This window comes from Acidisoma silvae, from assembly GCF_020618775.1.
Lineage (GTDB): Bacteria > Pseudomonadota > Alphaproteobacteria > Acetobacterales > Acetobacteraceae > Acidisoma > Acidisoma silvae.
Map to the genome: position 1 here is coordinate 264,714 of NZ_JAESVB010000004.1, position 23,533 is coordinate 288,246.

At 63.7% G+C, this 23,533-nt stretch carries 23 protein-coding genes; 12 read left to right on the top strand and 11 right to left on the bottom strand.

Annotated features, from left to right (window positions below; translation table 11 throughout):
* Positions 1–64 precede the first annotated feature (64 nt).
* Positions 65–976, bottom strand: coding sequence for a DMT family transporter (locus tag ASILVAE211_RS11870; RefSeq protein WP_227321518.1), 912 nt, complete (start codon positions 974–976; stop codon positions 65–67).
* A gap of 98 nt (positions 977–1,074) precedes the next feature.
* Between ASILVAE211_RS11870 and ASILVAE211_RS11875 the strand changes: the two genes are divergently transcribed.
* From ASILVAE211_RS11875 to ASILVAE211_RS11885, 3 genes are all read left to right on the top strand, one after another.
* On the top strand, positions 1,075–1,845 hold the full coding sequence (locus ASILVAE211_RS11875) for an AraC family transcriptional regulator (protein WP_227321519.1): 771 nt from the start codon (positions 1,075–1,077) through the stop codon (positions 1,843–1,845).
* 167 nt (positions 1,846–2,012) lie between these two features.
* On the top strand, positions 2,013–2,513 hold the full coding sequence (locus ASILVAE211_RS11880) for a lactoylglutathione lyase family protein (protein ID WP_227321520.1): 501 nt from the start codon (positions 2,013–2,015) through the stop codon (positions 2,511–2,513).
* A 39-nt stretch (positions 2,514–2,552) separates the two neighbouring features.
* On the top strand, positions 2,553–3,668 hold the full coding sequence (locus tag ASILVAE211_RS11885) for an NADH:flavin oxidoreductase/NADH oxidase (RefSeq protein WP_227321521.1): 1,116 nt from the start codon (positions 2,553–2,555) through the stop codon (positions 3,666–3,668).
* A gap of 137 nt (positions 3,669–3,805) precedes the next feature.
* Here the strand turns inward: ASILVAE211_RS11885 and ASILVAE211_RS11890 are convergent, their stop codons facing one another.
* Entirely contained in the window at positions 3,806–4,711 is a 906-nt protein-coding gene (locus ASILVAE211_RS11890) for an SIS domain-containing protein (protein WP_227321522.1), read from the bottom strand.
* Positions 4,712–5,064: 353 nt separating this feature from the next.
* On the opposite strand from ASILVAE211_RS11890, the gene ASILVAE211_RS11895 reads away from it, so the two are divergent.
* Genes ASILVAE211_RS11895 through ASILVAE211_RS11905 form a run of 3 tightly spaced genes read left to right on the top strand, consistent with a single transcriptional unit; the run spans position 5,065 to position 8,567 of the window.
* Positions 5,065–6,039 carry an ABC transporter substrate-binding protein gene (locus ASILVAE211_RS11895; protein ID WP_227321523.1) on the top strand — a complete coding sequence of 325 codons (975 nt, stop codon included), beginning with the start codon at positions 5,065–5,067 and terminating at the stop codon, positions 6,037–6,039.
* A gap of 4 nt (positions 6,040–6,043) precedes the next feature.
* A complete protein-coding gene (locus ASILVAE211_RS11900) occupies positions 6,044–7,567 on the top strand; it encodes a sugar ABC transporter ATP-binding protein (RefSeq protein ID WP_227321524.1) in 1,524 nt (507 codons plus the stop codon).
* Between the two features lies 1 nt (position 7,568).
* The gene (locus ASILVAE211_RS11905) at positions 7,569–8,567 is read left to right on the top strand and encodes an ABC transporter permease (protein ID WP_227321525.1); all 999 of its coding nucleotides are present in this window, start codon (positions 7,569–7,571) and stop codon (positions 8,565–8,567) included.
* 2 nt (positions 8,568–8,569) lie between these two features.
* Here the strand turns inward: ASILVAE211_RS11905 and ASILVAE211_RS11910 are convergent, their stop codons facing one another.
* Genes ASILVAE211_RS11910 through ASILVAE211_RS11930 form a run of 5 tightly spaced genes read right to left on the bottom strand, consistent with a single transcriptional unit; the run spans position 8,570 to position 12,632 of the window.
* Positions 8,570–9,430 carry an MBL fold metallo-hydrolase gene (locus ASILVAE211_RS11910; RefSeq protein ID WP_227321650.1) on the bottom strand — a complete coding sequence of 287 codons (861 nt, stop codon included), beginning with the start codon at positions 9,428–9,430 and terminating at the stop codon, positions 8,570–8,572.
* Complete coding sequence (locus ASILVAE211_RS11915) at positions 9,414–10,358, bottom strand: phosphoglycerate dehydrogenase (protein ID WP_227321526.1); 945 nt, start codon at positions 10,356–10,358, stop codon at positions 9,414–9,416. Before ASILVAE211_RS11915 ends, ASILVAE211_RS11910 begins: the two co-directional genes overlap by 17 nt.
* A gap of 4 nt (positions 10,359–10,362) precedes the next feature.
* Complete coding sequence (locus ASILVAE211_RS11920; protein WP_227321527.1) at positions 10,363–11,322, bottom strand: shikimate dehydrogenase family protein; 960 nt, start codon at positions 11,320–11,322, stop codon at positions 10,363–10,365.
* 16 nt (positions 11,323–11,338) lie between these two features.
* Positions 11,339–11,986, bottom strand: a complete 648-nt coding sequence (gene eda / locus ASILVAE211_RS11925) for a bifunctional 4-hydroxy-2-oxoglutarate aldolase/2-dehydro-3-deoxy-phosphogluconate aldolase (protein ID WP_227321528.1) — start codon at positions 11,984–11,986, stop codon at positions 11,339–11,341.
* 1 nt (position 11,987) lies between these two features.
* Positions 11,988–12,632: a glucose-6-phosphate isomerase gene (locus ASILVAE211_RS11930; RefSeq protein ID WP_227321529.1), complete on the bottom strand. Its 645-nt coding sequence runs from the start codon at positions 12,630–12,632 to the stop codon at positions 11,988–11,990.
* Between the two features lie 158 nt (positions 12,633–12,790).
* Between ASILVAE211_RS11930 and ASILVAE211_RS11935 the strand changes: the two genes are divergently transcribed.
* The 5 genes from ASILVAE211_RS11935 (at position 12,791) to ASILVAE211_RS11955 (ending at position 18,843) form a co-directional block, all read left to right on the top strand.
* Positions 12,791–13,774, top strand: a complete 984-nt coding sequence (locus ASILVAE211_RS11935; protein ID WP_227321530.1) for a sugar ABC transporter substrate-binding protein — start codon at positions 12,791–12,793, stop codon at positions 13,772–13,774.
* Between the two features lie 23 nt (positions 13,775–13,797).
* Entirely contained in the window at positions 13,798–15,339 is a 1,542-nt protein-coding gene (locus ASILVAE211_RS11940; protein WP_227321531.1) for a sugar ABC transporter ATP-binding protein, read from the top strand.
* A 1-nt stretch (position 15,340) separates the two neighbouring features.
* A complete protein-coding gene (locus ASILVAE211_RS11945) occupies positions 15,341–16,330 on the top strand; it encodes an ABC transporter permease (protein ID WP_227321532.1) in 990 nt (329 codons plus the stop codon).
* 34 nt (positions 16,331–16,364) lie between these two features.
* The gene (locus ASILVAE211_RS11950; protein ID WP_227321533.1) at positions 16,365–17,138 is read left to right on the top strand and encodes an SDR family NAD(P)-dependent oxidoreductase; all 774 of its coding nucleotides are present in this window, start codon (positions 16,365–16,367) and stop codon (positions 17,136–17,138) included.
* A gap of 202 nt (positions 17,139–17,340) precedes the next feature.
* Positions 17,341–18,843: a xylulokinase gene (locus ASILVAE211_RS11955; RefSeq protein ID WP_227321534.1), complete on the top strand. Its 1,503-nt coding sequence runs from the start codon at positions 17,341–17,343 to the stop codon at positions 18,841–18,843.
* Positions 18,844–19,269: 426 nt separating this feature from the next.
* Here ASILVAE211_RS11955 and ASILVAE211_RS11960 read toward each other — a convergent pair whose 3' ends face one another.
* Together ASILVAE211_RS11960 and ASILVAE211_RS11965 are read right to left on the bottom strand one after the other, a co-directional pair.
* Positions 19,270–19,779, bottom strand: coding sequence for a DUF1993 domain-containing protein (locus tag ASILVAE211_RS11960; RefSeq protein ID WP_227321535.1), 510 nt, complete (start codon positions 19,777–19,779; stop codon positions 19,270–19,272).
* A 160-nt stretch (positions 19,780–19,939) separates the two neighbouring features.
* Positions 19,940–20,821 (bottom strand): aldo/keto reductase family oxidoreductase, encoded by an 882-nt coding sequence (locus ASILVAE211_RS11965; RefSeq protein ID WP_227321536.1) that lies wholly within the window; start codon positions 20,819–20,821, stop codon positions 19,940–19,942.
* 97 nt (positions 20,822–20,918) lie between these two features.
* On the opposite strand from ASILVAE211_RS11965, the gene ASILVAE211_RS11970 reads away from it, so the two are divergent.
* Positions 20,919–21,827 (top strand): LysR family transcriptional regulator, encoded by a 909-nt coding sequence (locus tag ASILVAE211_RS11970; RefSeq protein WP_227321537.1) that lies wholly within the window; start codon positions 20,919–20,921, stop codon positions 21,825–21,827.
* 30 nt (positions 21,828–21,857) lie between these two features.
* Here the strand turns inward: ASILVAE211_RS11970 and ASILVAE211_RS11975 are convergent, their stop codons facing one another.
* Positions 21,858–22,595 (bottom strand): tetratricopeptide repeat protein, encoded by a 738-nt coding sequence (locus ASILVAE211_RS11975; RefSeq protein WP_227321538.1) that lies wholly within the window; start codon positions 22,593–22,595, stop codon positions 21,858–21,860.
* The gene (locus ASILVAE211_RS11980) at positions 22,595–23,527 is read right to left on the bottom strand and encodes a type II secretion system F family protein (RefSeq protein WP_227321539.1); all 933 of its coding nucleotides are present in this window, start codon (positions 23,525–23,527) and stop codon (positions 22,595–22,597) included. The genes ASILVAE211_RS11975 and ASILVAE211_RS11980 overlap by 1 nt, the downstream gene beginning before the upstream one ends.
* Between the last annotated feature and the right edge of the window lie 6 nt (positions 23,528–23,533).

Sequence of the window (23,533 nt, forward strand, 5' to 3'; positions counted from 1 at the left end):
AAACGGTTCTTGAAAGATCGTCAGTTTTGCCTCGCGCGCCCGCGGGCAGCGCGGCCTCCCGGGCTTAGGAATGAAGTTTACGTGACGTCAGCAGCGGGCGCTTGAAGACCTGCGCGGCCATGACGCCGGCCAAAGCGAGGCCGCCGCCGATGACATGAAAGAGCCTGATGGGTTCGCCCAACATTACGATCGCACTGACGGCCGTCAGAACCGGCAGCAGATTGATGAAGATGGCGCAGCGACTGGGGCCCAGTTGCGCCACGCCGCGAATCCAGAAGAACGGCAGCAGGACCGAGGCGAAGGTGCCGGCATAGACGATCAGCGGCCAGGTCTGGCCATTGATCTGCCGCAGCGGCGCAGGTGTCGCCAGATAGGCCGGGATCATGATCACCAAGGCGCATAGCGACTGCATATAGGTGCTTTGCCAGCCGCTGACCGGCAGTTTCCAGCGCTTCAGCAGCACGCCATATAGGGCATAGACGCAGGCATCGACGAACATCAGCGCGTCGCCGGGATGGATGCCATTGCGCCAGATCGATGCCGGGTCGCCACCGCTGACCAGATAGATCAGCCCCGCGAAGGACAGCAGGCCGCCGCCCAGCATGCCGGCGGTCGGCGCCTCGCCCAGCATCAGCGCGCCGAGTCCGACGGTCAGCAAGGGCGTCAAGGCGGTGAAGACGGCCATATTGGTGGCGGTCGTGGTTTCCGCCGCCAGATAGGACAGGCTTTGGAACAAGCAGGCGGCCAGGAAGCCGAGGATCGCGAATTGGCCCAGATGCGGCCAGATGGCGGCACGGTTGCGCCAGGCCGGCCGGGCGACGAACAGGCTCATGATCCCCACCGCCAGAACGAGGCGATAGGAGGTGATGGCCTGCGGCCCGATGGTATGGGCCGAAAGTCGCGAGACGATGACATTGCCAGACCAGATCAGGATCGCGGCAAAAGGATAGAGAAGGGCAGCTTTATGCTTGAGCATGGCATTTCGCTCTGATGGGTGACGGGAACGTCCAGGCTTAACGTCTCGCCATGACGTCCGTCTCCCGCTAGAAGGACGCAATATAGCGAGATTGGGACATGCTGCACGCTGCGATGCGCTATCAGGATTTTCACGCCACGGATCAGCCGATGGCGGCGATGGAAGTGGATTACGCCAGCGGCGCCTCCACCGGCCTGCATGCGCATCCGCGCGGCCAACTGCTCTATGCCATCGAAGGCGTCATGATCGTGCGCTCGGCCGCCGGCACCTGGGTGGTGCCGCCCAACCGGGCCGTCTGGCTCGTACCCGATCTGGACCATGAGGTGCGGATGAGCGGCGCGGTCAAAATCCGCACGCTGTTCATCGATCCTGCCGCCGCGCCGCATCTGCCCCTTGCCAGCTGCGTGGTTGCGGTTTCGCCCTTGCTGCGGGAATTGATCATCGCCGCGATGGGCGTGCCTTTGACCTATCAGGCCGATACCCGCGACGAGCGTCTGATGCGGCTGATCCTGGATGAACTGCGCGCGACGGCGATATTGCCGCTGCATCTGCCCTTGCCGCGTGATGCGCGCCTGCGCCAGATTTGCGCGGCGCTGATCGCCGACCCTGCCAATCTCCGAACGGCCGCCGATTGGGCGCAGCTTTTCGGTCTCTCGGCCAAGACAATCTACCGGCTATTCGCCCAGGAAACGGGGCTGAGCTTCGCGGAATGGCGGCAGCAGGCGCGGCTGCTTTTCGCGCTGGAACGGCTGGCGCAAGGCGGCCGCATTGTCGATGTGGCGCTCGACAGCGGCTATGCCAGCCAAAGCGCCTTCACCGCGATGTTTCGCCGCCATTTCGGCATGCCGCCGGGAAGCTTCTACCGCTAGGCGCCGCTGTCTGAAGGGGCCTGCCTGCCGAAGACCGGACATTGTCATTAGAGTTATGCCTGCTTAACTGGTATCTCAGTCGCCGTCATCAGGTCATAGGCTGTCAGCCTGTCGCCCCCTCCGGCAGCCGCAGCCGTTCTGGCTGTCCGGCGCGTAAGGATCCTCGCATGCTCCCTGTCTACCCGCGCAGCTTTTCCCATATCGGCCTGTCTGTGCCGGATCTTGATGCCGCCGTCAGTTTCTATACCGACGTGCTGGGCTGGTATCTGATCATGCCGCCGACCCTCATCACCGAGGATGATAGCGCTATCGGCGTCATGTGTTCCGATGTCTTCGGCGCCGGCTGGAGGCAGTTCCGCATCGCGCATCTGTCGACCGGCGACCGTGTCGGCGTTGAGATATTCGAGTTCAAGAATGCCGAGAAGCGCGAGAACAATTTCGAATACTGGAAGTCCGGCGTCTTTCATTTCTGCGTGCAGGATCCGGACGTCGAGGGTCTGGCGGCGAAGGTCGTGGCCGCCGGCGGTAAGCAGCGCATGCCGGTGCGCGAATACTTCCCCGGAGAGAAGCCCTACCGTATGGTCTATATGGAAGACCCTTTCGGCAATATTTTCGAAATTTACAGCCATTCCTACGAGCTGACCTATTCGGCCGGCGCTTACACCTGATCTGAAATCTTAAGATCAGACAATCAAAGGATAGATAGAATGTCGGCTTTGTTTCAGCCCTTCGAGCTGAAGGACGTGACGTTGCGCAACCGCGTCGCGGTTCCCCCCATGTGCCAGTACAGCGCCGTGGATGGGTTCACCAATGAATGGCATTGGGTGCATTACCCGGCCATCGCGCGCGGCGGCGCCGGCCTGGTGATTGTGGAAGCGACCGGCGTTTCCCCCGAAGGGCGCATCACGCCCGGGTGCACGGGCCTGTGGGATGACGCGCAGGTTGACGGCATGGCGCGGATCGCGGCCTCCATCAAGGCGGCGGGCTCGGTGCCCGGCATCCAGATCGGCCATGCCGGCCGCAAGGCCAGCGCCAACAAGCCCTGGGAAGGGGATGACCATATCCCCGATGGCGCGCCCGGCGCCTGGCAAACCATCGCGCCCTCCGCCATCGCTTTCGGCGGCGGACTGCCGAAAGTGCCGAAGGCCATGACGATCGCCGATATCGAGCGCGTGCGCGCCGATTTCGTGGCCGCCGCCCGCCGCGCGCGCGACGCTGGCTTTGAATGGCTGGAGCTGCATTTCGCCCATGGCTATCTGGGGCAAAGCTTCTTCAACCCGCAATCCAACCAGCGCACCGATCAATATGGCGGGGACTTTCAGGGCCGCAGCCGGTTCCTGCTGGAAACGCTGGACGCGGTGCGGGACGTCTGGCCGGAAAACCTGCCGCTGACGGCGCGTTTCGGCGTCGTCGAATATGACGGGCATGACGACCAGATTCTGCCGGAATCCATCGAACTCGCCAAAGCCTTCCGGCGCGGCGGTCTCGACATGCTCAGCGTTTCGGTCGGCTTCTCGACGATGGGCGGCGATATCCCCTGGGGTACGCCTTTCCTGGGACCGATTGCCGAGCGCGTGCGGCGCGAGGCTGAACTGCCGGTCGCATCCGCCTGGGGCCTGGATGACCCGGCGGTCGCCGAAGGCCTGGTCGCCGACAAGCAGATGGATCTGGTGATGATCGGCCGCGCCCATCTCGCCAATCCGCATTATACCTACGCGCTGGCCCAGGCTTTGGGCGAGAAAGACCCGGACTGGATTCTGCCGGCGCCCTACGCGCATTGGCTGTCGCGCTACAGCGGCGCGGGCAAGCGCGCTGAGGTGTAACGACGATTTCTTGTGTCATGCGCGGCTTCATGCCGCGCATCTACCCGGTCAGGCGCCCAGACCGCGTTTGGGCGCCACGGTCGGTAGACCCGCGGCATGAAGCCGCGGGTGACGATAGAGGTTAAAGTCTTGGCGGCTTAATCCGGGTCTTCTTCGCTGCTTGCCGGCCCCGTGCGGAAATGGCTGAGCGTCATCTTCATGTCGCGCATGCGGTCCATCTGATCGCCATGGCGGCGCAGGGCCACCGCCGTCGACAGCACATCGATGATGACCAGCGCCGCCACCCGTGAGGTGGTGGGCGTAAAGGCGTCGGTATTGTCCAGCGTCTCCACCAGCAGCGTGATATCGCACAAATCCGATAGCGCCGCCCGCGCGCCGGTCAGCGCGATGGTGCGCGCGCCATGGTCACGCGCGATGCGCGCGGCTTCGATGATGCCGTGGGACTGGCCGGTATTGGAAATGGCGATAACCACATCCTCCGGCCCCATCATCGCCGCCGCCATGACCTGCTGATGGTTGTCGGCCAAGGCGCGGCACGGCACGCCGAAAAGGGGGAATTTCTGCTCGGCATCCTGCGCCACGATGGCCGAGGCGCCGAAGCCGAAGAAGGTGATGCTGCGGGCGGCGGCGAGCAGCTCGATGGCCGCGCCCAGGGCTGCCGCATCCAGATGATGCCGCGCCCAGTCCAGGCTCGTCATGGTATATTCGAAGATCTTCTCCACCACGGCGGAGGGCGGGTCATCGGCGCGGATGACGGAATGGGTGGCGGGCGTGCCAAGGGCGACGCTTTGGGCCAGGCGCAGCCGGAAATCATGAAAGCCCGTGCAGCCGACGGCCGTGCAGAAGCGGATGACGGTGGGCTGGCTGACATCGGCCAGTTTCGCGACCTCGGCCACCGTGCCGGCCAGAACCTGCGCCGGATTGCCGAGCACGAGATCGGCGACCTTGCGTTCGGACTTGCGCAATTCGTCGAGCGACAGCCTGACGACTTCCAGAATATTCGGCCCGGCGCGGCGGGGATTGGGCTCCGGAATACGGGACATGGGGACAGGCGCTTTCGATAGGGCTTGGGCGAGGTCTTGCTCTGCGATAGGCTAACCCGGCCGCGTCTGGCAACAGGCGGTGAGGGGCAAGCCAGGGCAAAGACCGGCAATATGTGTAGCGATACTACTTTTGTCGGGCGATATTTGCGTTTTCGGGACCAAAAACTTTCAAAAACGGCATTGCCGCCCCGGGTTTCGTGAATTAAAACTACAGAATGGCCGGGGTGATGGACGGCCGAGGGACTCAAGCCGCGACGCTCCGTCGATAAGAGCGGCCCCTGTCGTCATCGGGTTGAAGAAACGAAGCAAACAAAAAGACTACATTGGGGAACGAGATGAAAAGACATCTGTTGATGGCGGCAGCCGTATTCGGCGGCAGTCTGGCGGGCGCGAGCCTGCTGACGGCACAGCCCAGCTTCGCCAAGGACGAGAAGATCGCCGTCATCATCAAGGCGACCGATTCGGATTTCTGGCAATATATGGTGGTGGGCGCGAAGAACTACGCGCATGACCATCCCGGCGTCAGCGTCACCGTCTACGGGCCGCCGTCTGAAACCGATGTCGATCAGCAGGTCTCGATTCTGGAGAATGTGGTGACACGTCATCCCGATGGCATCCTGATCGCGCCGTCCAGTTCCGACGCGCCGGTGGAAGCCATCGGCCAGGCCATGTCGGAAGGCATTCCCGTGGTGACGGCCGATAACCGCGTCCATGGCGTGACCGTGACAGGTCATCTTTCCACCGACAATATCAAGGCCGGCGGCCAGGCGGCGCAGACGCTGGTGGATATGCTGAAGGCCGCCGGCAAGCCGCTTACGGGCAAGGTCGGCATGATCAGCGCCTATGCGGGCGTGCAGGTTCTGACAGACCGCGACAAGGGCTTCTCCACGAAGCTCGCTGAAATCGCGCCGGACCTGAAGCTGCTGCCGGTGCGCTATATCGACAATGATATCCAGAAGGGCATGTCTTCCGCGACCGACGTGATTTCCGCCAATCCCGATATTCTCGGCTTCTTCGCCGATAACAACCATGCGGCGGACGGCACTGCGCTGGCCATCCAGAGCAGCGGCAAATCCGGTCAGGTGATTGCCATCGGTTTCGATTCCGATCCGCAGGAAGTGGATGCGCTGAAAAGCGGAGACCTCTCGGCCCTCGTGGTGCAAGACCCGTACAGCCTCGGCTATAAGGGCGTGCAATTCGTCATCGACGCCATCAACAAGAAGCCGGTAGCCGCCTATACCGATACCGGCGTCGCGCTGATCACCAAGGCCAATATGGATCAGCCGGCGATGAAGGGACTGCTCAACCCGCTGACCCGCAAGGAGTAAGGGCATGTCGGCGGCAGCCCAGGTTATGCAAGGGCAAGGCGCGCAGCCGTTTCTGCGCCTGGAGCATATTTCCAAAAGCTATCCAGGCGTGCGCGCCCTGTCCGATGTCACGCTGGACGTGATGCCCGGTGAGGTTCACGCCTTGCTGGGGGAGAATGGTGCGGGCAAATCAACCCTCATCAAAATCCTCATGGGTGTCGTTCAGCGGGATGAGGGCAGCATCCATCTGGACGGCGAAGCGGTGGAAATCCGCTCGCCGCTGCGCGCCCAGGCCTTGGGGCTTGCCGCCGTCTATCAGGATGTGACTCTCGCCCAGCCTTTGACGGTGGGCGAGAATTTCTTCCTCGGCCATCTGCCGCGCAAGCGCGGCATGGTGGATTGGGGCCATATGCGGCAGGAGACGGAGCGCTTTCTCCGCTCGCTGGGCATCATGACGGATGCGCGCATGCGCGTGGGTGACCTGCCCATCGCGCAGCAGCAGTTGATTGCCATCGCCAAGGTCATCTGGGGTGGTGCCAAGCTCATCGTTTTCGATGAGCCGACGGCGCTGCTGACCAATGCCGAGACCGATATCCTCTTCGGCATTATCGAGAAGCTGAAGCAGGAAGGCCGGTGCGTCATTTATATCTCCCACCGGCTGGAGGAGATTTTCCGCATCTGTGACAGTGCCACCATCCTGAAAGATGGCGGCTTCGTCCGCCGCGTTCAGGTGGCCGACGTCACGGAAGACGATATCATGGCCATGATGGTCGGGCGCAGCCTGGAAGCGGCCTTTCCGCATCGTCCGCCGACGCCGGGCGCGGTCGCTCTGGAGCTCAGCGGCATCACCGCCGCCGGCCGGCTCGACAATGTCGATCTGACGCTGCGGCAGGGCGAAATTCTGGGTCTCTACGGCTTGATCGGTGCCGGGCGCACCGAATTGCTGCGCGTGATTTTCGGCGCGGACCCGATGGATAGCGGAGAGATGCGCATCGCCGGCAAAACCGTGGTGCCGCGCTCGCCGCTCGGCATGATCCGCGAAGGCGTGGCCTTGCTGACCGAGGACCGAAAGCACCAGTCCCTGGCGCTGCAATTGGATGTGCATGTCAATATGAACCTCGTCGTCAGCCAGAATCAGGGCAGGTTCGGCCTGCTGGAAGGCGGCAAGGAAGATGCGGTCACCAAGCGTTTCATCAAGGCGCTGAATATCCGCACCCCGTCGCCCTACCAGAAGGTTCTCAATCTCAGCGGCGGCAACCAGCAGAAGGTCGTCATCGGCAAATGGCTGGCGGCCGATCCGCGCATCGTGCTGTTCGACGAGCCGACTATCGGCGTCGATGTCGGGGCGCGCGTTGAAATCTACGGCCTCATTCACAGACTGGCCGACGAAGGTCGCGCCGTCATCGTCGTCTCCTCCTATCTGCCGGAGGTGATCGGCATTTCGGACCGTATCGCGGTCATGCATAAAGGACGCATCATGGGCATCGTCGACAAGGAGGAGGCAACGGAGGAAAAGCTGCTGCGCCTCGCTTCCGGACTGGCCGCATAATATGGCAATCACCAGTCCCGGCATCGGCCGCGCCAAGGCCGCCAAGTCTCCCGCCTCCAGCTTCTCCTTCTGGCATCGCTACAGCACGGAACTGACGCTGGGCGCGATCTTGATCGTCTTCTTCCTGATCCTCAGCTTCGCCTCGCCCTATTTCTTCACGCCCTCCAACCTCGCCAATCTGGTGAAGCAGTCGGCCATCAATGGCATCATCGCCCTTGGCGTCACGGCCATCATCATCACCGGCGGCATCGACCTGTCGGTGGGCGCCGTCGCCGGGCTGACCGGCGTTGTCACCGCCATGCTGATGGTGGGCGGCAGCGGCGTGTTCGTCTCCTGCATCGCCGGGCTGGTGGCGGCGGTTGTCATCGGCCTTGTCAACGCCGTCATGATCTATGAAGGCGGCATCCCGCCTTTTATCGCGACGCTGGCGACCATGACGATGGTGCGCGGCCTGATCAGCCTGATCACCAATGCGATGATGGTGACAGGTTTGCAACCGGCCTTTCTGAAATTCGGCGAGGCCGATTACGCTGGGATTCCGTCGCAATTCTGGGTCTGGATCGGCCTTGCCGTGATCATGGCTTTTCTGCTGACGCGCACGCGGCTGGGGCGCAATTTTTACGCCATCGGCGCCAGCCAGGAAGTGGCGCGGCTGAGCGGCATCAATCTGCGCCGCACCATCTATGCGGTCTATGGCCTGGGTGCCTTGCTGGCCGGTATCGGCGGTCTGGTGTTGACGGCGCGCGTGCGTATGGCCGCGCCCACGGCGGGCGAAGGGTATGAGCTTTATGCCATTGCGGCGGCCGTCATCGGCGGCGCCAGCCTGAACGGTGCGCAGGGGTCTGTGCTCGGCGCCATCCTGGGTGCGCTGATCATGACCACCATTACCAATGGCGGCAATCTGCTGGGCATCGACGCCTTTACTTTGCAGATCGTCATCGGTGCGCTGATTGCGGGCGCGGTCTGGCTGGACAAGCTGCGCAAGGGCGGCAGGCGGTAGTCTTAAGGCGCGAGCCGGTATTCCATACCCGTGGATGCCGGCAGCAGCTGGATCGGCAAATCAGACTTAGCCGCGGCCGCTTCGATCTCCGCGCGCGGCAGGGTATTGAAATCGAACATGTCGAAGTGATGCGCGATCATCGTCGGAATGGCCGCTGCTTCGGTCAGCGCGATGGCTTCGCCGAGTAAAAAGTTACCCGGCACGCGCTGCGCCGCCAAAGCCGGTGACCGTCCGTTCACCGGCAGCAGCGCCAGATCGGCACCGAGCGCCTGCACGTCCGCGATCTGTCCGGGAAAGGGAATGCTGTCGCCCGAGTGAAAGACGGTGACACCAGCGACGGACATGCCGTAGCCGAGAAAGAGATGAAGGCCGTCTTCATCCCGCTCCAATGTCTCATGCGCGGCGCGGAGCGCCCGCAGTGTCAGGCCGGACAGGGGGAAAAGGCTTTCGCCGGCTTCAATCGCCAACACGCGATCATCAGTCACACCACCGCGCGCCATGGCTTCCGCCCGTTTCGCGCGCGGGGCTACCACGCGCGCTTGCGGCTGCAATGCCAGAAGCGGCTGCAAGGTGCCGGGGTCCATATGATCGGTATGGGCATGGCTACACAGCACAAGGTCGATCGGCGGCAAATCCTGCACTGCAATCGGCGCCGGCATCATGCGCCGATGCGGCAAAGGCTTGCCGCGATATTTCTCGGCCAGTGAATCCGACAGATAGGCGTCTATCAGCAGGGTCAGGCCAGCGCCCCTGATCAGAAAACCGGCCTGGCCCAGCCAGTAAAGACAGAGACCCTCACGGGGTTCCCGCAGTCGTGACGCGAGCGGCCCCGCAAAGGGCTGGGCGTCACACCGGACGGGCATGGTCACCCTGCAAAGCCGCCAGCAGGTTCTGCACGGCGATGACGGTCGCGCGGTCAACGCTCTCTTCCGTGAAGGCGCCGATATGGCTGGTGGCGATGACATGCGGATGCCCGGCCAGTGCCAGCGACCGTGGCGGCTCCTCGGCAAAGACATCGGCCGCATAGGTATCCAATTGGCCGCTTTCGATGGCGGCGAGCACGGCGGCCTCATCCACAAGGCCAGCACGCGCGGTATTCACCAGAATGGCGCCATGGCGCATGATGGCGAGATGTTCCGCGTCGATCAGCGGACGGCCATCGGCAGGCGGCGGGCAATGCAGCGTGACGATATCGGAGTCCGCCAGCAATGCCGGAATCTCCGCCCAGCGGAAGTCATGCGGGCTTTCGAAATTCGGCCGCATCGGGTCATAGCCGATGACGCGCGCGCCGAGCGCGCCCGTCAGCTTCGCGACGTCGCGGCCGATGGCCCCGCAACCGATGACGCCGACGGTCGCCGCGCGCAATTCGCGGCCGCGCCGGCGTGGCCAATGGCCGGCCTTGATGCCGGCATCCGCCGCCGGGACATGGCGCAGGGCTGAGAGGATCAGGGTGAGCGCCAGCTCCGCGACACCGGCGGCATTGGCGCCGTCGGCGGTCAGCACCGGAATGCCGCGCGCGCGCAAATGCGCGACCGGCAGATTGTCGGTGCCCACACCATTGCGGGCGACGGCGCGCAGGCTGCCGGCGGCGGCGATAACGGCTTCCGACACCGGCTCCACCCCCGCAATCCAGCCGATGCAATCCGGGATCAGGGACAGCAGTGCGGCTTCGTCCGGCTGCTTTCCCGCCGGCCCCAGCACAATTTCAAAACCCTGAGCTTCGAAATGCGCGAAGGCGGGATGGGGATGCGCGGTCAAGCTGCGCGGCGTGACCAGAATTTTTCCAGACATGATATCAGGCCCGTTTCACGGCGCCGACCTCGCCCGCGATGCGCGCCAGCGCATCGAAGTCCGGTCCGCTGGTCGGAATGTCGATATGGAAGACCTCGGCAATCACCTGCGTCCAGCCATGGATGAAATAGGTCCAGCCGTCTTCGATCTGGAGATGTTTCGCTGTTTCCTGCGCGCGCGCCTGATCGAGGAAGATGAGATTGCCGCGATAGTTCAGATCCCAGACGATGGCCTGTTCGGGGAATTGCACCGCATCCGTCAGCGGCGATCCTGGCGCGTCCTTGCCCAGACCCGTGGCATTGATGACCAATGAACCGGGTTTCAGCCCGGCCACGACGGCATCGTTATCGGCAGGATCGGGGGCGACCACATAGTCCAGCTTCGCCGTCGTCGGCACCTGCGCATGAATGCGGCGGATTTCGTCCAGCCGGGCAGGGCTGCGGTTGGAGACGATAATGCGGCTCGGCACATTCGCGCCGCGTGCTTCCCGCATCAGATGCCAGGTGAGCGCGATGGTCGATCCGCCCGCGCCCATCGAAAAAACCTCAGCCCCGGTCTTGGCGAAATGATCGGGCGGCAGAAATCCGTCCAGCGACAGGCCGGAACTGATCGGGTCTTTGGCGTGGCAGATCAGCTTGCCGTCCTGTTTGGAGATGCAGCTCGTCTCATCCATGAAGGCCGCATGCGGGTCGATGACATCGAAAAGATCATGACAGGCTTTGAACAGATCGATCTTGTGCGTCGTTACCAGCGCGCCGGCCGAGTGCGGATCGTCGCGGATGAATGCCACCGCCGCGCGATAGGCAGCGGGGTCCGCATGCAGCGGAAAATCAATGCCCTTGATTTCGGCATCAAGGCCAAGATGCGCGGCCCACGCGGGAAAAACCCGCATGATGGAGCTTTGCCCGGTAGAGACGCCGATAAAATACAGCGTCGGTTTTGTGGCAGGTGCGGGAAGGGGCATATCTGTTCTCTCCAGCTCAGCCGCCGCGCGCGGCGCGCACGCGGGCGACGGCCGCGCGGGCCTTGGCCGCGATGTCGGTCCAGCGGCCGTCGGCCATGTCCTTGGTGGTCGCGATCCAGGTGCCGCCGACCGCCAGCACGGTCTTGATCGTCAGCCATTCCGCGATGGTGCTTTCCGTGACACCGCCGGTCGGGATGAAGCGCGGCCCCAGATGCGCGAAGGGCGCGGAAACCCCGGCCAGGGCGGCGGGACCGCCGGCAATGCCGGCCGGGAAGAACTTGCAGAGCCGGGCGCCGAGTTTGATGGCGGCGCCCAATTCGCTCGGCGTCATGATGCCGGGGGCGAAGGGAAAGTTGCGTGTCGTGGCGCCGGTCACAATCTTGGCGTCGAAGCCCGGGGCGAGGCCAAAGGCCGCGCCCGCTGCCTGCGCGGCATCCAGCGAGGCGATGTCCAGAATGGTGCCGGCACCGACCAGAAGATCGGGCCGCTTGTCGCGCAGGATATGCATCACATCCGCCGCCGCCTTGGTGCGGAAGGTGATTTCCGCGAGGGGCAATCCGCCCTCAAGCAAGGCATCGGCCAACGGAATTGCGTCGTCCACGCTTTCTATGGCGATGACAGGCACGACGCCGATGGCGCCGATGCGGTCCAGAAGATCGGTCATGTCAGGTCTCGTTCTTGCTATCGTTCTTGCTATTGGCGGCATAAAGCACCGCGATCTCGTCTGCCGGACGCGGCTTGTACAGCCGATTGTCGCGCAGCCCCCAGCCGTCGGCTGTGGCCACCACACGCTGCCGCATGCCGCCCGCACGTTCGATGATAGCATAATCCTGGCCGGAATCGGCCGGATACATGAAGCTCATCACCAGTTCCGTCGTGCCGACATTGACGGAGCGGTGAATCCAGAAGGGCGGCACGTAGCACATGTCACGCGGGCCGATGGGCATGGCGCGGATATCGCCTTCGGGGCTTTCCAGCAGCATGACGCCCTGGCCCGCCTCGCCGTAATAGATTTCCGGGCGGTCGGCGCGGGCATGAATATGGCCGCGCGTGAGATAGAACTCATCGCCGATCCGGCCAGGCTCCATGCGGGTGACGCCGAAAATCAGGTCTCCGGCATTGGCCGAGGGCCGGTAGTCCGTCACCTCATAGACCAGGGCGTCGCCTTGGCCGAGTGCGGCGGCGAAGGCCGTCTGGTCTTCGTACAGACCCTTTAAATCCGAGAGCTGCTTCGTATAGCGGCCCGAGGCCTGGCCCAGTCGCCCGGCGGAGACCGAGACGGGGCAAAGGATCGGCTCCTGCAGGTGCATGACGCTTCCCTATGCGTTTTGTAGTTTCACTACCTTTATACGCCCTTGTTCACGAAGAAAATCCCCAAAATTGCATCAAGACCGTTGACGTCCGGAATATTCATGAATTATTGCTACAAAAAACAACGCGATCACGCGATTGTACGGGGGAAACAAACATGACGTTCACAGGACTTCGCCGCCTGGCGCTGGGATCTGCCCTGGCCGTCACCTTGGCGCCTTTTGCGACCCATGCCGCCCATGCGGCCTGTTCGGTCGGCGTGTCGATGTTCACGCTCGGCGCGCCCTATTACGCGGCGCAGATGGCCGCCGCCGTTGATGAGGCAAAAAAGGCCGGCTGCACGGTCACCACGGCCGACGGCCAGAACGATCTCAGCAAGCAGATCGGCGACGTGGAAGACATGGTCTCCAAAGGCATTCAGCTCCTCATCATCAATCCGCGGGATCCTGAAGCGATGGTGCCTGCCGTCAATGCGGCGGCAAAGGCAGGCGTGAAGGTCGTCGTCATCGACAGCGGCCTGGACCCCAAGGCGAAATATGTGACCCTCGTGCAATCCTCCAACGACCAGAACGGCTTCCTGGTCGGCCAGTGGCTGGCGGATAAGATGAGCGGCACGCCGATGAAGATCGCGCTGATCTCGGGCGACAAGGGCAATATCGTGGGTGAGGAACGCCGTCTTGGCGTGCTCAAGGGCGTGATCGAGGAACAGCTGGTCAAAAGCGGCCATGCCGGCTTCGACGTCGTCGCCCAGGGCTGGGGCGGCTGGAATACCGATGGCGGGCTCAAGGCCATGGAAGATATTTTGACCGCGCATCCGGACGTCAATGTCGTGCTGGGTGAGAATGACTCGATGGTGCTGGGCGCGCGCGATGCGCTGCGCGAAGCCGGCAAGCTGAAGGGCGTTCTGCTGGTCGCGGCGGCCGACGGCCAGAAGGATGCGCTGGAACTGATCCAGAAGGGCGAATACGGCGCGACAGGCCTCAACAATCCCGATCTCGTGGCGCGGACGGGCGTCGATATCGGGCTGAAGGCGGTCGCCGGCAAGCTGCCGGCGGATTTCCCGCGTGTTGACTACACGACGCCGGAAGTCATCACCAAGGACAATGTCGCCAAATTCTACAATCCGAAGGCCGTTTTCTGATCGGTCGGGTTGAGGGATAGGGCATGAGCGATCTTCTGACGCTGACCGGCATCACCAAATCCTTCGGTGGCGTCAAGGCGCTCAAGGGCGTGGACTTCTCCCTGGCACGGGGAGAGGTTCATGCTTTGCTCGGCGAAAACGGCGCCGGAAAATCCACGCTGATGCGCGTGGTCGGCGGAGAGATCCAGCCCGAAGCCGGCAGCATCACCTTCGAAGGCCGCAGCCTGACACTGACGGATCCGAAAGCGGCGGCCGATCTCGGCATTGCCGTCATCCATCAGGAACTGGCGCTGGCGCCTGATCTGTCGGTCGCTGAGAATATCTTCATGCGGGAATTGCCGGCGGCGATCGCCTGGGGAAAGCTCAACCGCCGCGCGCGCGCGGTGTTGGACCGTATGGGCTTCGAGCTCGACGTGCGCCGCCGCGTGGGTGACTTGGCCGTCGCCCAGCAGCAGGTGGTGGAAATCGCCAAGGCGCTGTCGCGCGACGTCAAGGTCATCGTCTTCGACGAACCGACGGCCGTGCTGTCGTCCCGCGATGCCCAGCGTCTGCACGACATCATTGCCGTGCTGCGCGCATCCGGCGTCGGCATCGTCTATATTTCGCATCGGCTGGAAGAGGTCTTCAAGATCGCCGACCGCATGACGGTGATGAAGGATGGCGCCCTGGTCGGTGTCACATCGCCGCAGACGTCGACGATTGATGACGTCATCCGCATGATGGTCGGCCGCAATCTGTCTGCCATGTTCCCCAAAGCCGCGCATCGCAGCATCGGGGCCGAAGTGCTGAACGTCGAAAATCTGCGCCGTGGCATGAAGGTGCGGGGCGTCAGCCTGTCCGTGCGCGCCGGGGAAATCGTGGGCCTTGGCGGTCTGGTGGGTTCCGGCCGCACGGAAACCGCGCGCCTCATCTTCGGGGCGGACGCCAAGGAAGCCGGTGAAATCCGCCTGCACGGCAAGGCGGTGACCATCAAGTCGCCATTGGATGCGGTTCTGGCCGGCATCGGCCTGGTGCCGGAAGATCGCAAACATCACGGCGCGATCCTGGATATGTCGATCCGCATCAATACCACGATGGCGCGGCTGAAACCCGTCGTGAACGCCATGGGGTTCATCCGCCGCCACAAGGAACGCGATACGGTGACCGCACTCGGCCAGCAGTTGCGGCTGAAATCGGCCGGGCCGGAAGCCCCCGTTTCCAGCCTCTCGGGCGGCAATCAGCAGAAGGTCGTGCTGGCGAAATGGTTCCACGCCGGGGGTGACGTCATCATCCTGGATGAGCCGACACGCGGTGTCGATGTCGGCGCCAAGACTGAAATCTATGGCCTGATCGAAGAACTGGCGGCGGCGGGGCGCGCCATCCTGGTTATCTCCTCCGAACATCAGGAATTGTTCGGCCTCTGCGACCGCGTTCTTGTCATGGCGGAAGGTGAATTGCGCGGCACCTTGCTGCCGGATGACTATTCCGAAGAAAAGCTTCTCGCTTTGGCGATGACGCAATCCGTGGCCGCCGATCACGCAGCCCCGCTCGATCTTCCCGCGCATACGCATCAGCCGGTGAATTGACATGACCCAATCCACAACTGTGGCCCCCGTCGCCGCACCGCGTCGTTCGTTCGATGCCGGCGAATTCTTTCGCCGCTACGGCACCGTCTGCATCTTTCTGGTGCTGGTCCTGGGCGCGAGTTTCGAATCGAACGCCTTTCTGAGCGACCGCAATATCATGAACGTGCTGCGCCAGATTTCCGGCACCGGCATCATGGCGGTCGGCATGCTCTTCGTTATTCTGACGGGCGGCATCGATCTGTCGGTCGGCTCCATTCTGGCGCTTGGCAGCGTTGTCAGCGCCATTGCCATCGATGCGCATGGCACGGGCGCGGGCGTCGGCATTTCGGTCGGTGCCGGCGCGCTCTGCGGTCTCGTCACCGGCGTGCTTGTGGCCTATGCGGGCCTGCCGCCTTTCGTCATCACGCTGGCCGCCATGACGGCCGTGCGCGGCTTCGCGCTGATCGTCTCTGACGGCCAGCCGATCATGATGGACGACGATGCCAGCACGGTCATCACCAATTTCGGCTCCGGCTTCTTTCTCGGCATTCCCGATCCGGTCTGGCTGATGGCGCTGGTCTTCGTGGTGGCCGGCGTGGTGCTGGGTTTCACCAAATTCGGCCGTCTGGTGAAGGCCATCGGGTCCAACCGGGAAGCCGTGCGCCTGTCGGGCATCGCCGTGCCGCGTTACGTGATGGCGGTCTATGTCATTTCGGGCGCCTTGGCGGCGCTGGCCGGTGTCATCACCACCAGCCGCACGGGTGTCGGTTCGGGCGTCGTCGGTGTCGGCGCCGAGCTGAACGTCATCGCCGCCGTCGTCATCGGCGGCGCCAGCCTGATGGGCGGCAAGGGTGGCGTCATCAACACGCTGCTTGGTGCGCTGGTGATGGGCGTCATCGCCAATATCATGAACCTGGTCGGCGTGCCCGGCTATAACCAGCAGGTCTGCATGGGGGCCATCATTGTCATCGCCATGCTGCTGCAGCACGGGTCTCGCTGGTTCAAGCGCTGAGTTTTCATCACCCTCCTTCTGACGGGGCTAAGCCGTGTATCTCGAAAAATTCAGGCTGGACGGAAAAGTCGCCGTCATCACGGGTGCCGCGCGGGGTATCGGCCTTGCCTGCGCCGAGGCGCTGGCGGAAGCGGGGGCTGCCGTGGTGCTGACGGATATGAACGCGGCTGCGGCCGAAAGTGCCGCCGCAACTCTCGCGGCGCGCGGCTATACCGCCTCGGCGGAAGCGCTGGACGTGACAGACCCGCGCGCGGTGGAGCGCGTGCATGACGCGGTCATCGCCCGCCACGGGCGCTGCGATATCCTGGTCAATAATGCCGGCATCGCCATCAGCAACCGCCCGGCCGAGACCATGGATGACGCAACCTGGCTGAAAGTGCTGGACGTGAACCTGAACGGCACCTTCTGGTGCTGCCGCAGCTTCGGCGCCACCATGCTGAAGAACGGCACCGGGGCCATCGTCAATATCGGCTCCATGTCCGCCGATATCGTCAATCGTCCGCAGGAACAGAGCCAGTACAATGCCTCCAAGGCTGGCGTGCATCATCTGACGCGGTCGCTCGCCGCCGAATGGGCGGCGCGTGGCGTGCGCGTCAATGCGGTGGCCCCGACCTATATCGACACCGAACTCAATTCATACGTCTATGAGAATGCCGAGATGTATAAGCATTGGGTGGGCGGCACGCCGATGAACCGCCTGGGCCGCACCGAGGAAGTCGCTTCCGTCGTACTGTTCCTGGCCTCCGACGCGGCCAGCCTGATGACGGGGTCTATCGTTCTGGCCGATGGCGGCTATACCTGCTGGTAAGAAGCACGGATCGGCTCGGGATAGACGGAAACCGAAATTTTGCGTCATGCGCGGCTTTATGCCGCGCATCTACCCGTTCGGGCGCCCAGACCGCGTTTGGGCGCCGCAGCGGGTAGACCTGCGGGACAAGCCCGCGGGCGACGATAGCGGGGACGTTTCAATCGACACCCGACCGGCTTTTGGTGGCTGGGGAGAGGATAAAATGGCCGAAGGCCTGACGCTCGCGATCGATATCGGCACCGGCAGCGCGCGAGCGGCGCTGGTGGACGGGCAGGGCGTGGTTCTGCGTGTCGCGGCGCGGGAGCATGATCAGATCGTGCCGCAATTCGGTTGGGCCGAGCAGCGCCCGGCGCAATGGTGGGACGGTACGGTCGCCGCCATCCGGGACTTGCTGGACGGCATGCCTGAAGCGCGGCAGTCTATCGAAGCCATCGCCGCCTGCGGCCAGATGCATGGCACCGTGCTGGTGGACGGTGATGGCGATCTCACCCGCGACACCGCGCCGCTGTGGAATGACAAGCGGACCGCCGCCGCCGTCGCCGCTTTCGAGACGGCCAATCCCTCGGCCGATTATCTCAAGCTGACCGGCAATCCGCCGACGCCGGCCTGGCCCGGCTTCAAGCTGGCCTGGCTACGCGACAATGACCCTGGGGCCTATGCCCGCGCCGCGCATGTGCTGATGCCGAAGGATTATATCAATCTGCGGCTGACGGGCGTGGCCGCCATGGATCGCGGCGATGTCTCGTGCAGCTTTCTCAATGACTGCGCGACCGATGACTGGTCTCCCGCGATGATCGCGGCTTTGGGGCTGGATGCGGCCAAGCTGCCGCCGGTGCGTGACCCGCGCGATATCCTGGGTGCGGTCACGCCGGAAGCGGCACGGGAGACGGGTCTGCGCGCCGGCACGCCGGTGCTTGTCGGCAGCGCGGATTATCCCGCCGCTCTGTTGGGCGCCGGCGTCTGCCGCCCGGGTCTGGCGTCGGACGTCACTGGCACCTCCTGCATCATGACGGTGATCGCGGAACGCCCGATCCTGGACCCGGAAATCTGCAATGTCGCGACCGTCGAAGGCGGCTGGGGCGCGTTCGTGCTGCTGGAAACGGGTGGGGATGCGGTGCGGTGGGCGCGGCGCGCGCTGCATGAGCGGCGGCTGGATTACGCGGCGATCATGGATCAGGCAGAAACCGCGCCGGCCGGCTGCGACGGGCTGTTCTTTCTGCCCTATCTGACCGGGGAACGGTTGGGCGCGCATCGCAATGCGCGGGCGCAGTTTTTCGGCCTCGGCGCCGGCCATGGCCTCGCGCATCTGGACCGGGCGCTGCTGGAAGGCGTGGGTTTCGCCGGTAACCGCGCGCTGCGCATCATGGCTGACCGCGCCGGGCAAAAGGTGGAGCGTGTCATCGCCACCAGCGGCGGCGCCAAAAGCCCGCTCTGGCTGAAGATCAAGGCCAGCGCCTATAATCTGCCGATCCTGGTGCCGCGCGAGGCCGAAAGCGGGCTGGTCGCCTGTGCCGCCATGGCCGCCGCCGCCACGGGGCGTTTCGCCTCGCTGCATGCGGCGGTGGATGCTTTCGTGCGATTCGAGCCTGAAATCCTGCCCGACCCGGCCTGGGCCGAGCGCTATGCGCGCATGCAGCCGATTTTCGATCAGCTCTATCAGCAGAGCCAGTCGCTGTATGATGCGCTGGACGCGCTATCGGATTGACGTCAGAGGGGCGGGCAGGGAAGTCTGCGCGCCATGCGCAAACTCCTTTTCGCCCTCACTGTCCTCTCGCTGCCTTTGGCGGCGCAGGCGGCGGGGACAGAATTTCCCTTCTATGCCGCCTATAAGTCCTGGATTGATCTATCAATGTACCTGCGGCGGCCTGGAAGCAGGGGATTGGCCGGTATTGTTCCGGTCCGCGCCATAAAGTCTGTCAGGCTTGACCAGAATTACCTTCGACCGTCATGCCCGCGAAAGCGGGCATCTTCTCCTGGTTGTAACGCCAAAGCAAGAAGATACCCGCTTTCGCGGGTATGACGCTGTTTCAATCAAAATCTGACAGAATCTAGTGTTTCTGCAACCGCGCTACCCGAGCTTGGTCAGGCAAGCGCGGGTAGTGCGGTTGCTTCGGTCAAAAGATGGCAGGTTCTAGACACCCGCGAGATAGGTCATCTTGCCGATTTCGACGCCTTGATGCCGCAACAGGCCATAGGCCGTGGTGACATGGAAGAAGAAATTGGGGATGGCGAATTGCGTCAGGTAATCGCCGCCGTTTTTGAAGACATGTGGTTCGCCGCGTGTCGGAATGGTGATGCTGCGGTTTTCGCTGGCATTGATCTGCTCGGGCGTAAAACTTTCCGCATAGGCGATGACTTTCGCAATGCGGGCCTTGAGTTCGTCGAAGGTGGTTTCGGTATCGGCGTGGCTGGGCGGCGTTTCACCGCTGAGCCGCGCCGCGCAGGCCTTGGCGGCGTCGGCCGCGCTTTGCACCTGACGCGCAAGATTGAACATATCGGGCGCCAGCCGGGCTTCGATCATCGTCGCCGGGTCAATATCCTGTGCCGCCGCATGGGCGGCGGCCTTGTCCAGAATGATGGATAGGTTTTGCAGCATGCGTACCATCATCGGGATGGATGCATCGTAGAGTGAGAAGGCCATGATCGCGCTCCGTTTGGAGGCGGCAGGCTAGTCTCTATCGCCCGCGTCGCAAAGCCGTGCCGGAGCAGAGGCCGATTTTCGCCACGCAACTGTCACGCGCGGCCGGCCGCGCGTGACAGTGGGTTCAGCAGGACATAGGCTGCCTAGGTGCTTTGGCGCATCAATGGCCGATGCCCTTCTGCTCCAGCAGTTCCAGCTTGGCCATCGCGCCTTCCGAAAGATGGATCTGCGTCGCTTCCAGATTTTCACGCAAGTGCGCCCGCGAACTGGTGCCGGGGATGAGCAGGATATTGGGCGAGCGCTGTAGCAGCCAGGCCAGCGCCACCTGCAACGGTGTCGCGCCCGCATGCTCGGCCACTTCCGACAGAATGCTCGATTGCAGCGGCGAAAAGCCACCCAGCGGGAAGAAGGGCACATAGGGAATGCCTTCATCCGCCAGCCAATGGACCAGCGTCTCATCCTCACGATGGGCGAGGTTGAAGGCATTCTGCACGCAGACGATGGGGGCGATCTTCTGCCCGTCCTCAACCTGCTTGCGGGTGACATTGCTGAGGCCGATATGCTTGATCTTGCCCTCGCGCTGCATGTCCGCCAGGGCGGTCATCTGCTCTTCCAGCGGGCCTTCCGCCGGCCCGTGGATCGAATGCATGCTGCGGAGATTGACGACCTCCAGCTGTTCCAGCCCAAGATTGCGCAGATTGTCTTCGACCGCCGTGCGCAGCTCCGGCGGCGACATGGCGGGCAGCCAGCCGCCCTTCTCGTCGCGGCGGGCCGAGACCTTGGTGACGATGACGAGATCCTGAGGATAGGGATGCAGCGCCTCGCGGATGATTTCATTCGTCACATGCGGCCCGTAGAAATCCGACGTATCGATATGGTCGACGCCGGATTCCACTGCCTCGCGCAGCACGGCAATGGCTTCCGCGCGGTCGCGCGGCGGCCCGAAAACGCCGGGGCCGGCCAATTGCATCGCGCCATAGCCCATACGGCGAACCGGGCGGTCTCCCAGCACATAGGTTCCAACGTCCTTGATTGTCGCCATGGTCGCTCTCCTCTTCGTTCCTGGGACAGGATTTAGGGACTGTTTGGCCGCGCGATAACCGCCGATAAAGCGCACACCCTGTTCACATAGGCGAACAATGGCGGCTGATCTCAACGAACTTTCCCTCTTTCTGGCGGTCGCCCGCGCCGGTGGTTTTCGCCAGGCCGCCCGTGGCCTGGGCCTTAGCCCCTCGGGCCTGAGCGAGGCCGTCAGCCGGCTGGAAACCAGGCTCGGCCTGCGCCTGCTTCACCGCAGCACCCGCAGCCTGGCCTTGACGGAGGCGGGCGAGCGGCTGGTGGCCCGTCTGGCGCCCGCCCTGAGCGAGGTCGAGGCAGCGGTGGAGGCCGCGCAGAGTGCCGCCGGACATCCGGCCGGTACGCTGCGCCTGAACGTGCCGGTCAGCGCGGCAAGGCTGGTGCTGCCGGCGCTGATCCCGCCCTTTCTCAAAGCCTATCCGGATATCCGGCTGGAAATCACGGCGGAGGAGAGCTTCGTCGATATCCTGGCGGCCGGCTGCGACGCCGGCATCCGCTATGACGAGCGGCTGGAGCAGGACATGATCGCGCTGCCCATCGGCCCGCGCCGGCAGCGCTATGCGCTTGGCGCCGCGCCGGACTATCTGGCGGCGCGGGGCGTGCCGCAGCATCCCCGCGATCTGCTCAACCATGCCTGCATGCGTGGCCGTTTCCCCAGCGGCTCGGCCGATGTCTGGGAATTCGAGCGCGACGGCGAAACGCTGGCGGTGGACCCGACAGGCCCGCTGCTGGTGACCATCGGCCCGGCGACCGAGCTTGCGGTGGATGCAGCCCTCGGCGGCCTCGGTCTCGTCTATCTGTTCGAGGATTGGCTGCGGCCGCATTTTCAGGCCGGGCGGCTGGTGCCGCTGCTGGAAGACTGGTGGCCGTCTTTCTCAGGGCCGTTCCTGTATTATTCCGGCCGGCGGCTGGTGCCGCCGCCCTTGCGGGCCTTTATCGATTTCGTGCGGAGCGCCAGTCCGGTGGAATAGTTCCGGTGGAAAATAGTTCCGGCGGAATGGTTAAGGCGCCACCAGCGCGTCATAGCCCGAGAGCGCAGCCTGGGCCTGGCTCGGCGACATGTCCGACTGCAAAACCTGCGTGGCAGTGGCGTGATCGCCGGTCAACTCGCTGGCCAGCGCGTAATCCTGCCGAACGCGCGGCGTCGCGTCCGACGCTGCTGCCAAAGGCGCGAGAAGGTTGCGCGCCTGGCTCGCCTGGCCCGACAGCGCCATGGACAACGCCAGATTGACCATGGGCGCGCGGGCGTCGGGCGCCACGCCCAAAGCGAGCGCATAGGCTTTCTGCGCTTCCGCATGATGGCCTTGCAGGTCGCGGGCGATGCCGAGGTCGTTCAGCGCCGCCACATTGCGCGGCTGTTCCGTCACCACAGCCAGGAACAGCGTTTCCGCCTTCAGCGGATCGGTGGCCAGTGCCAGGCGGCCGAGGCCGAGGCGGGCGGGAATTGAGTCCGGCGCCAGAGCCAGGGCCTTGTTGAAGTCGATCAGCGCGTTTTCCGGCAGGCCCGTCTCGGAATAGGCTTCGCCCTGCATCACCAGCGCATCGATGTCGTTGGGCGATTGCGCCAGCTTCACCGTGCTGATGCGCAGCGCGATCTGCGGCGCACCGCTGTCCAGCGCGGCTTGGCCGACATTCAGCCCGGGCAGTTGCGTGCCCGGCTGCGGGGCGGTGCAACCGGCGAGCAGGCCGAGGCCAAGCAAAAGCGCCGAGGCAGTGTGATAGGGGGACAATAGAGCCATTAGTGGTGGAAGGCCTTCATCAGGTTCAGCGCTGCCGGTCCGGCCACGACGATAAAAATGCACGGTAAGATCAACACGATCATCGGCAAAGTCAGCAAAACCGGCAGCCTGGCGGCGCGTTCCTCAAAACGCGTCAAGGCTTCCTGCCGCATTTCGATGCCGAGCGCCCGCAGCGCCTCTCCCATGGGCGTGCCATATTGCACGGACTGGATAAGCGTCGTCGCGACACGTTTGAGGCTGTCCAATCCCGTCCGTTCCCCGAGCGCGGTGAGCGCCGTCGCACTATTCACGGCGATTTGCAACTCGCTGACGGTCTGGCTGAATTCGCGGGACACCGTGGGATGGGCGAAGCCGATTTCATTCGCAACCCGCTGCATGGTCGGCACCAGACCCAGCCCGGCCTGGGTGCAGATTACCATCAGGTCCAGCGCATCCGGCACGCCGAGTTCCAGCTTGGTCCGATAGGCCGAACGCACCGAATCAACCGCTTTGTCGGGTAGCAGCAGGCCGATAATCGCCGCGATGAAAGGCGCGATATGGGAGACCAGGCGCGGCAGCGTGATTTCATGGGTCAAAGCGATGACCAGAAGCGGGCAGGCGATGACCAGAAGAATCTTCGCGCCGATGAAAAGGCCGAGCGCATTGCCCTGGCGCAGCCCGGCCAAGGCAAGGCCCTCCTCGAATTGCTTGAGGGTTTTGGGTGACAGCAAGCCGCTGCGCTGAATGCCACGGCCGAACGCGCTGACCAGCCCGACCAGATTAGGCCCACTCGCCTCAGCTTGCCCCTTCTCCTGGCCCCATTCGCCGCGCACCAGACGCAGCCGGCGATTGAACTGGTTTTGGCGGCGCGTCGAGATCATCAGAATACCCGCCGCGACGGCGGCCATGACAATCAGGATGAAGCCGAAGATCAGAATGAGTTGTGGGGTCATGACAAA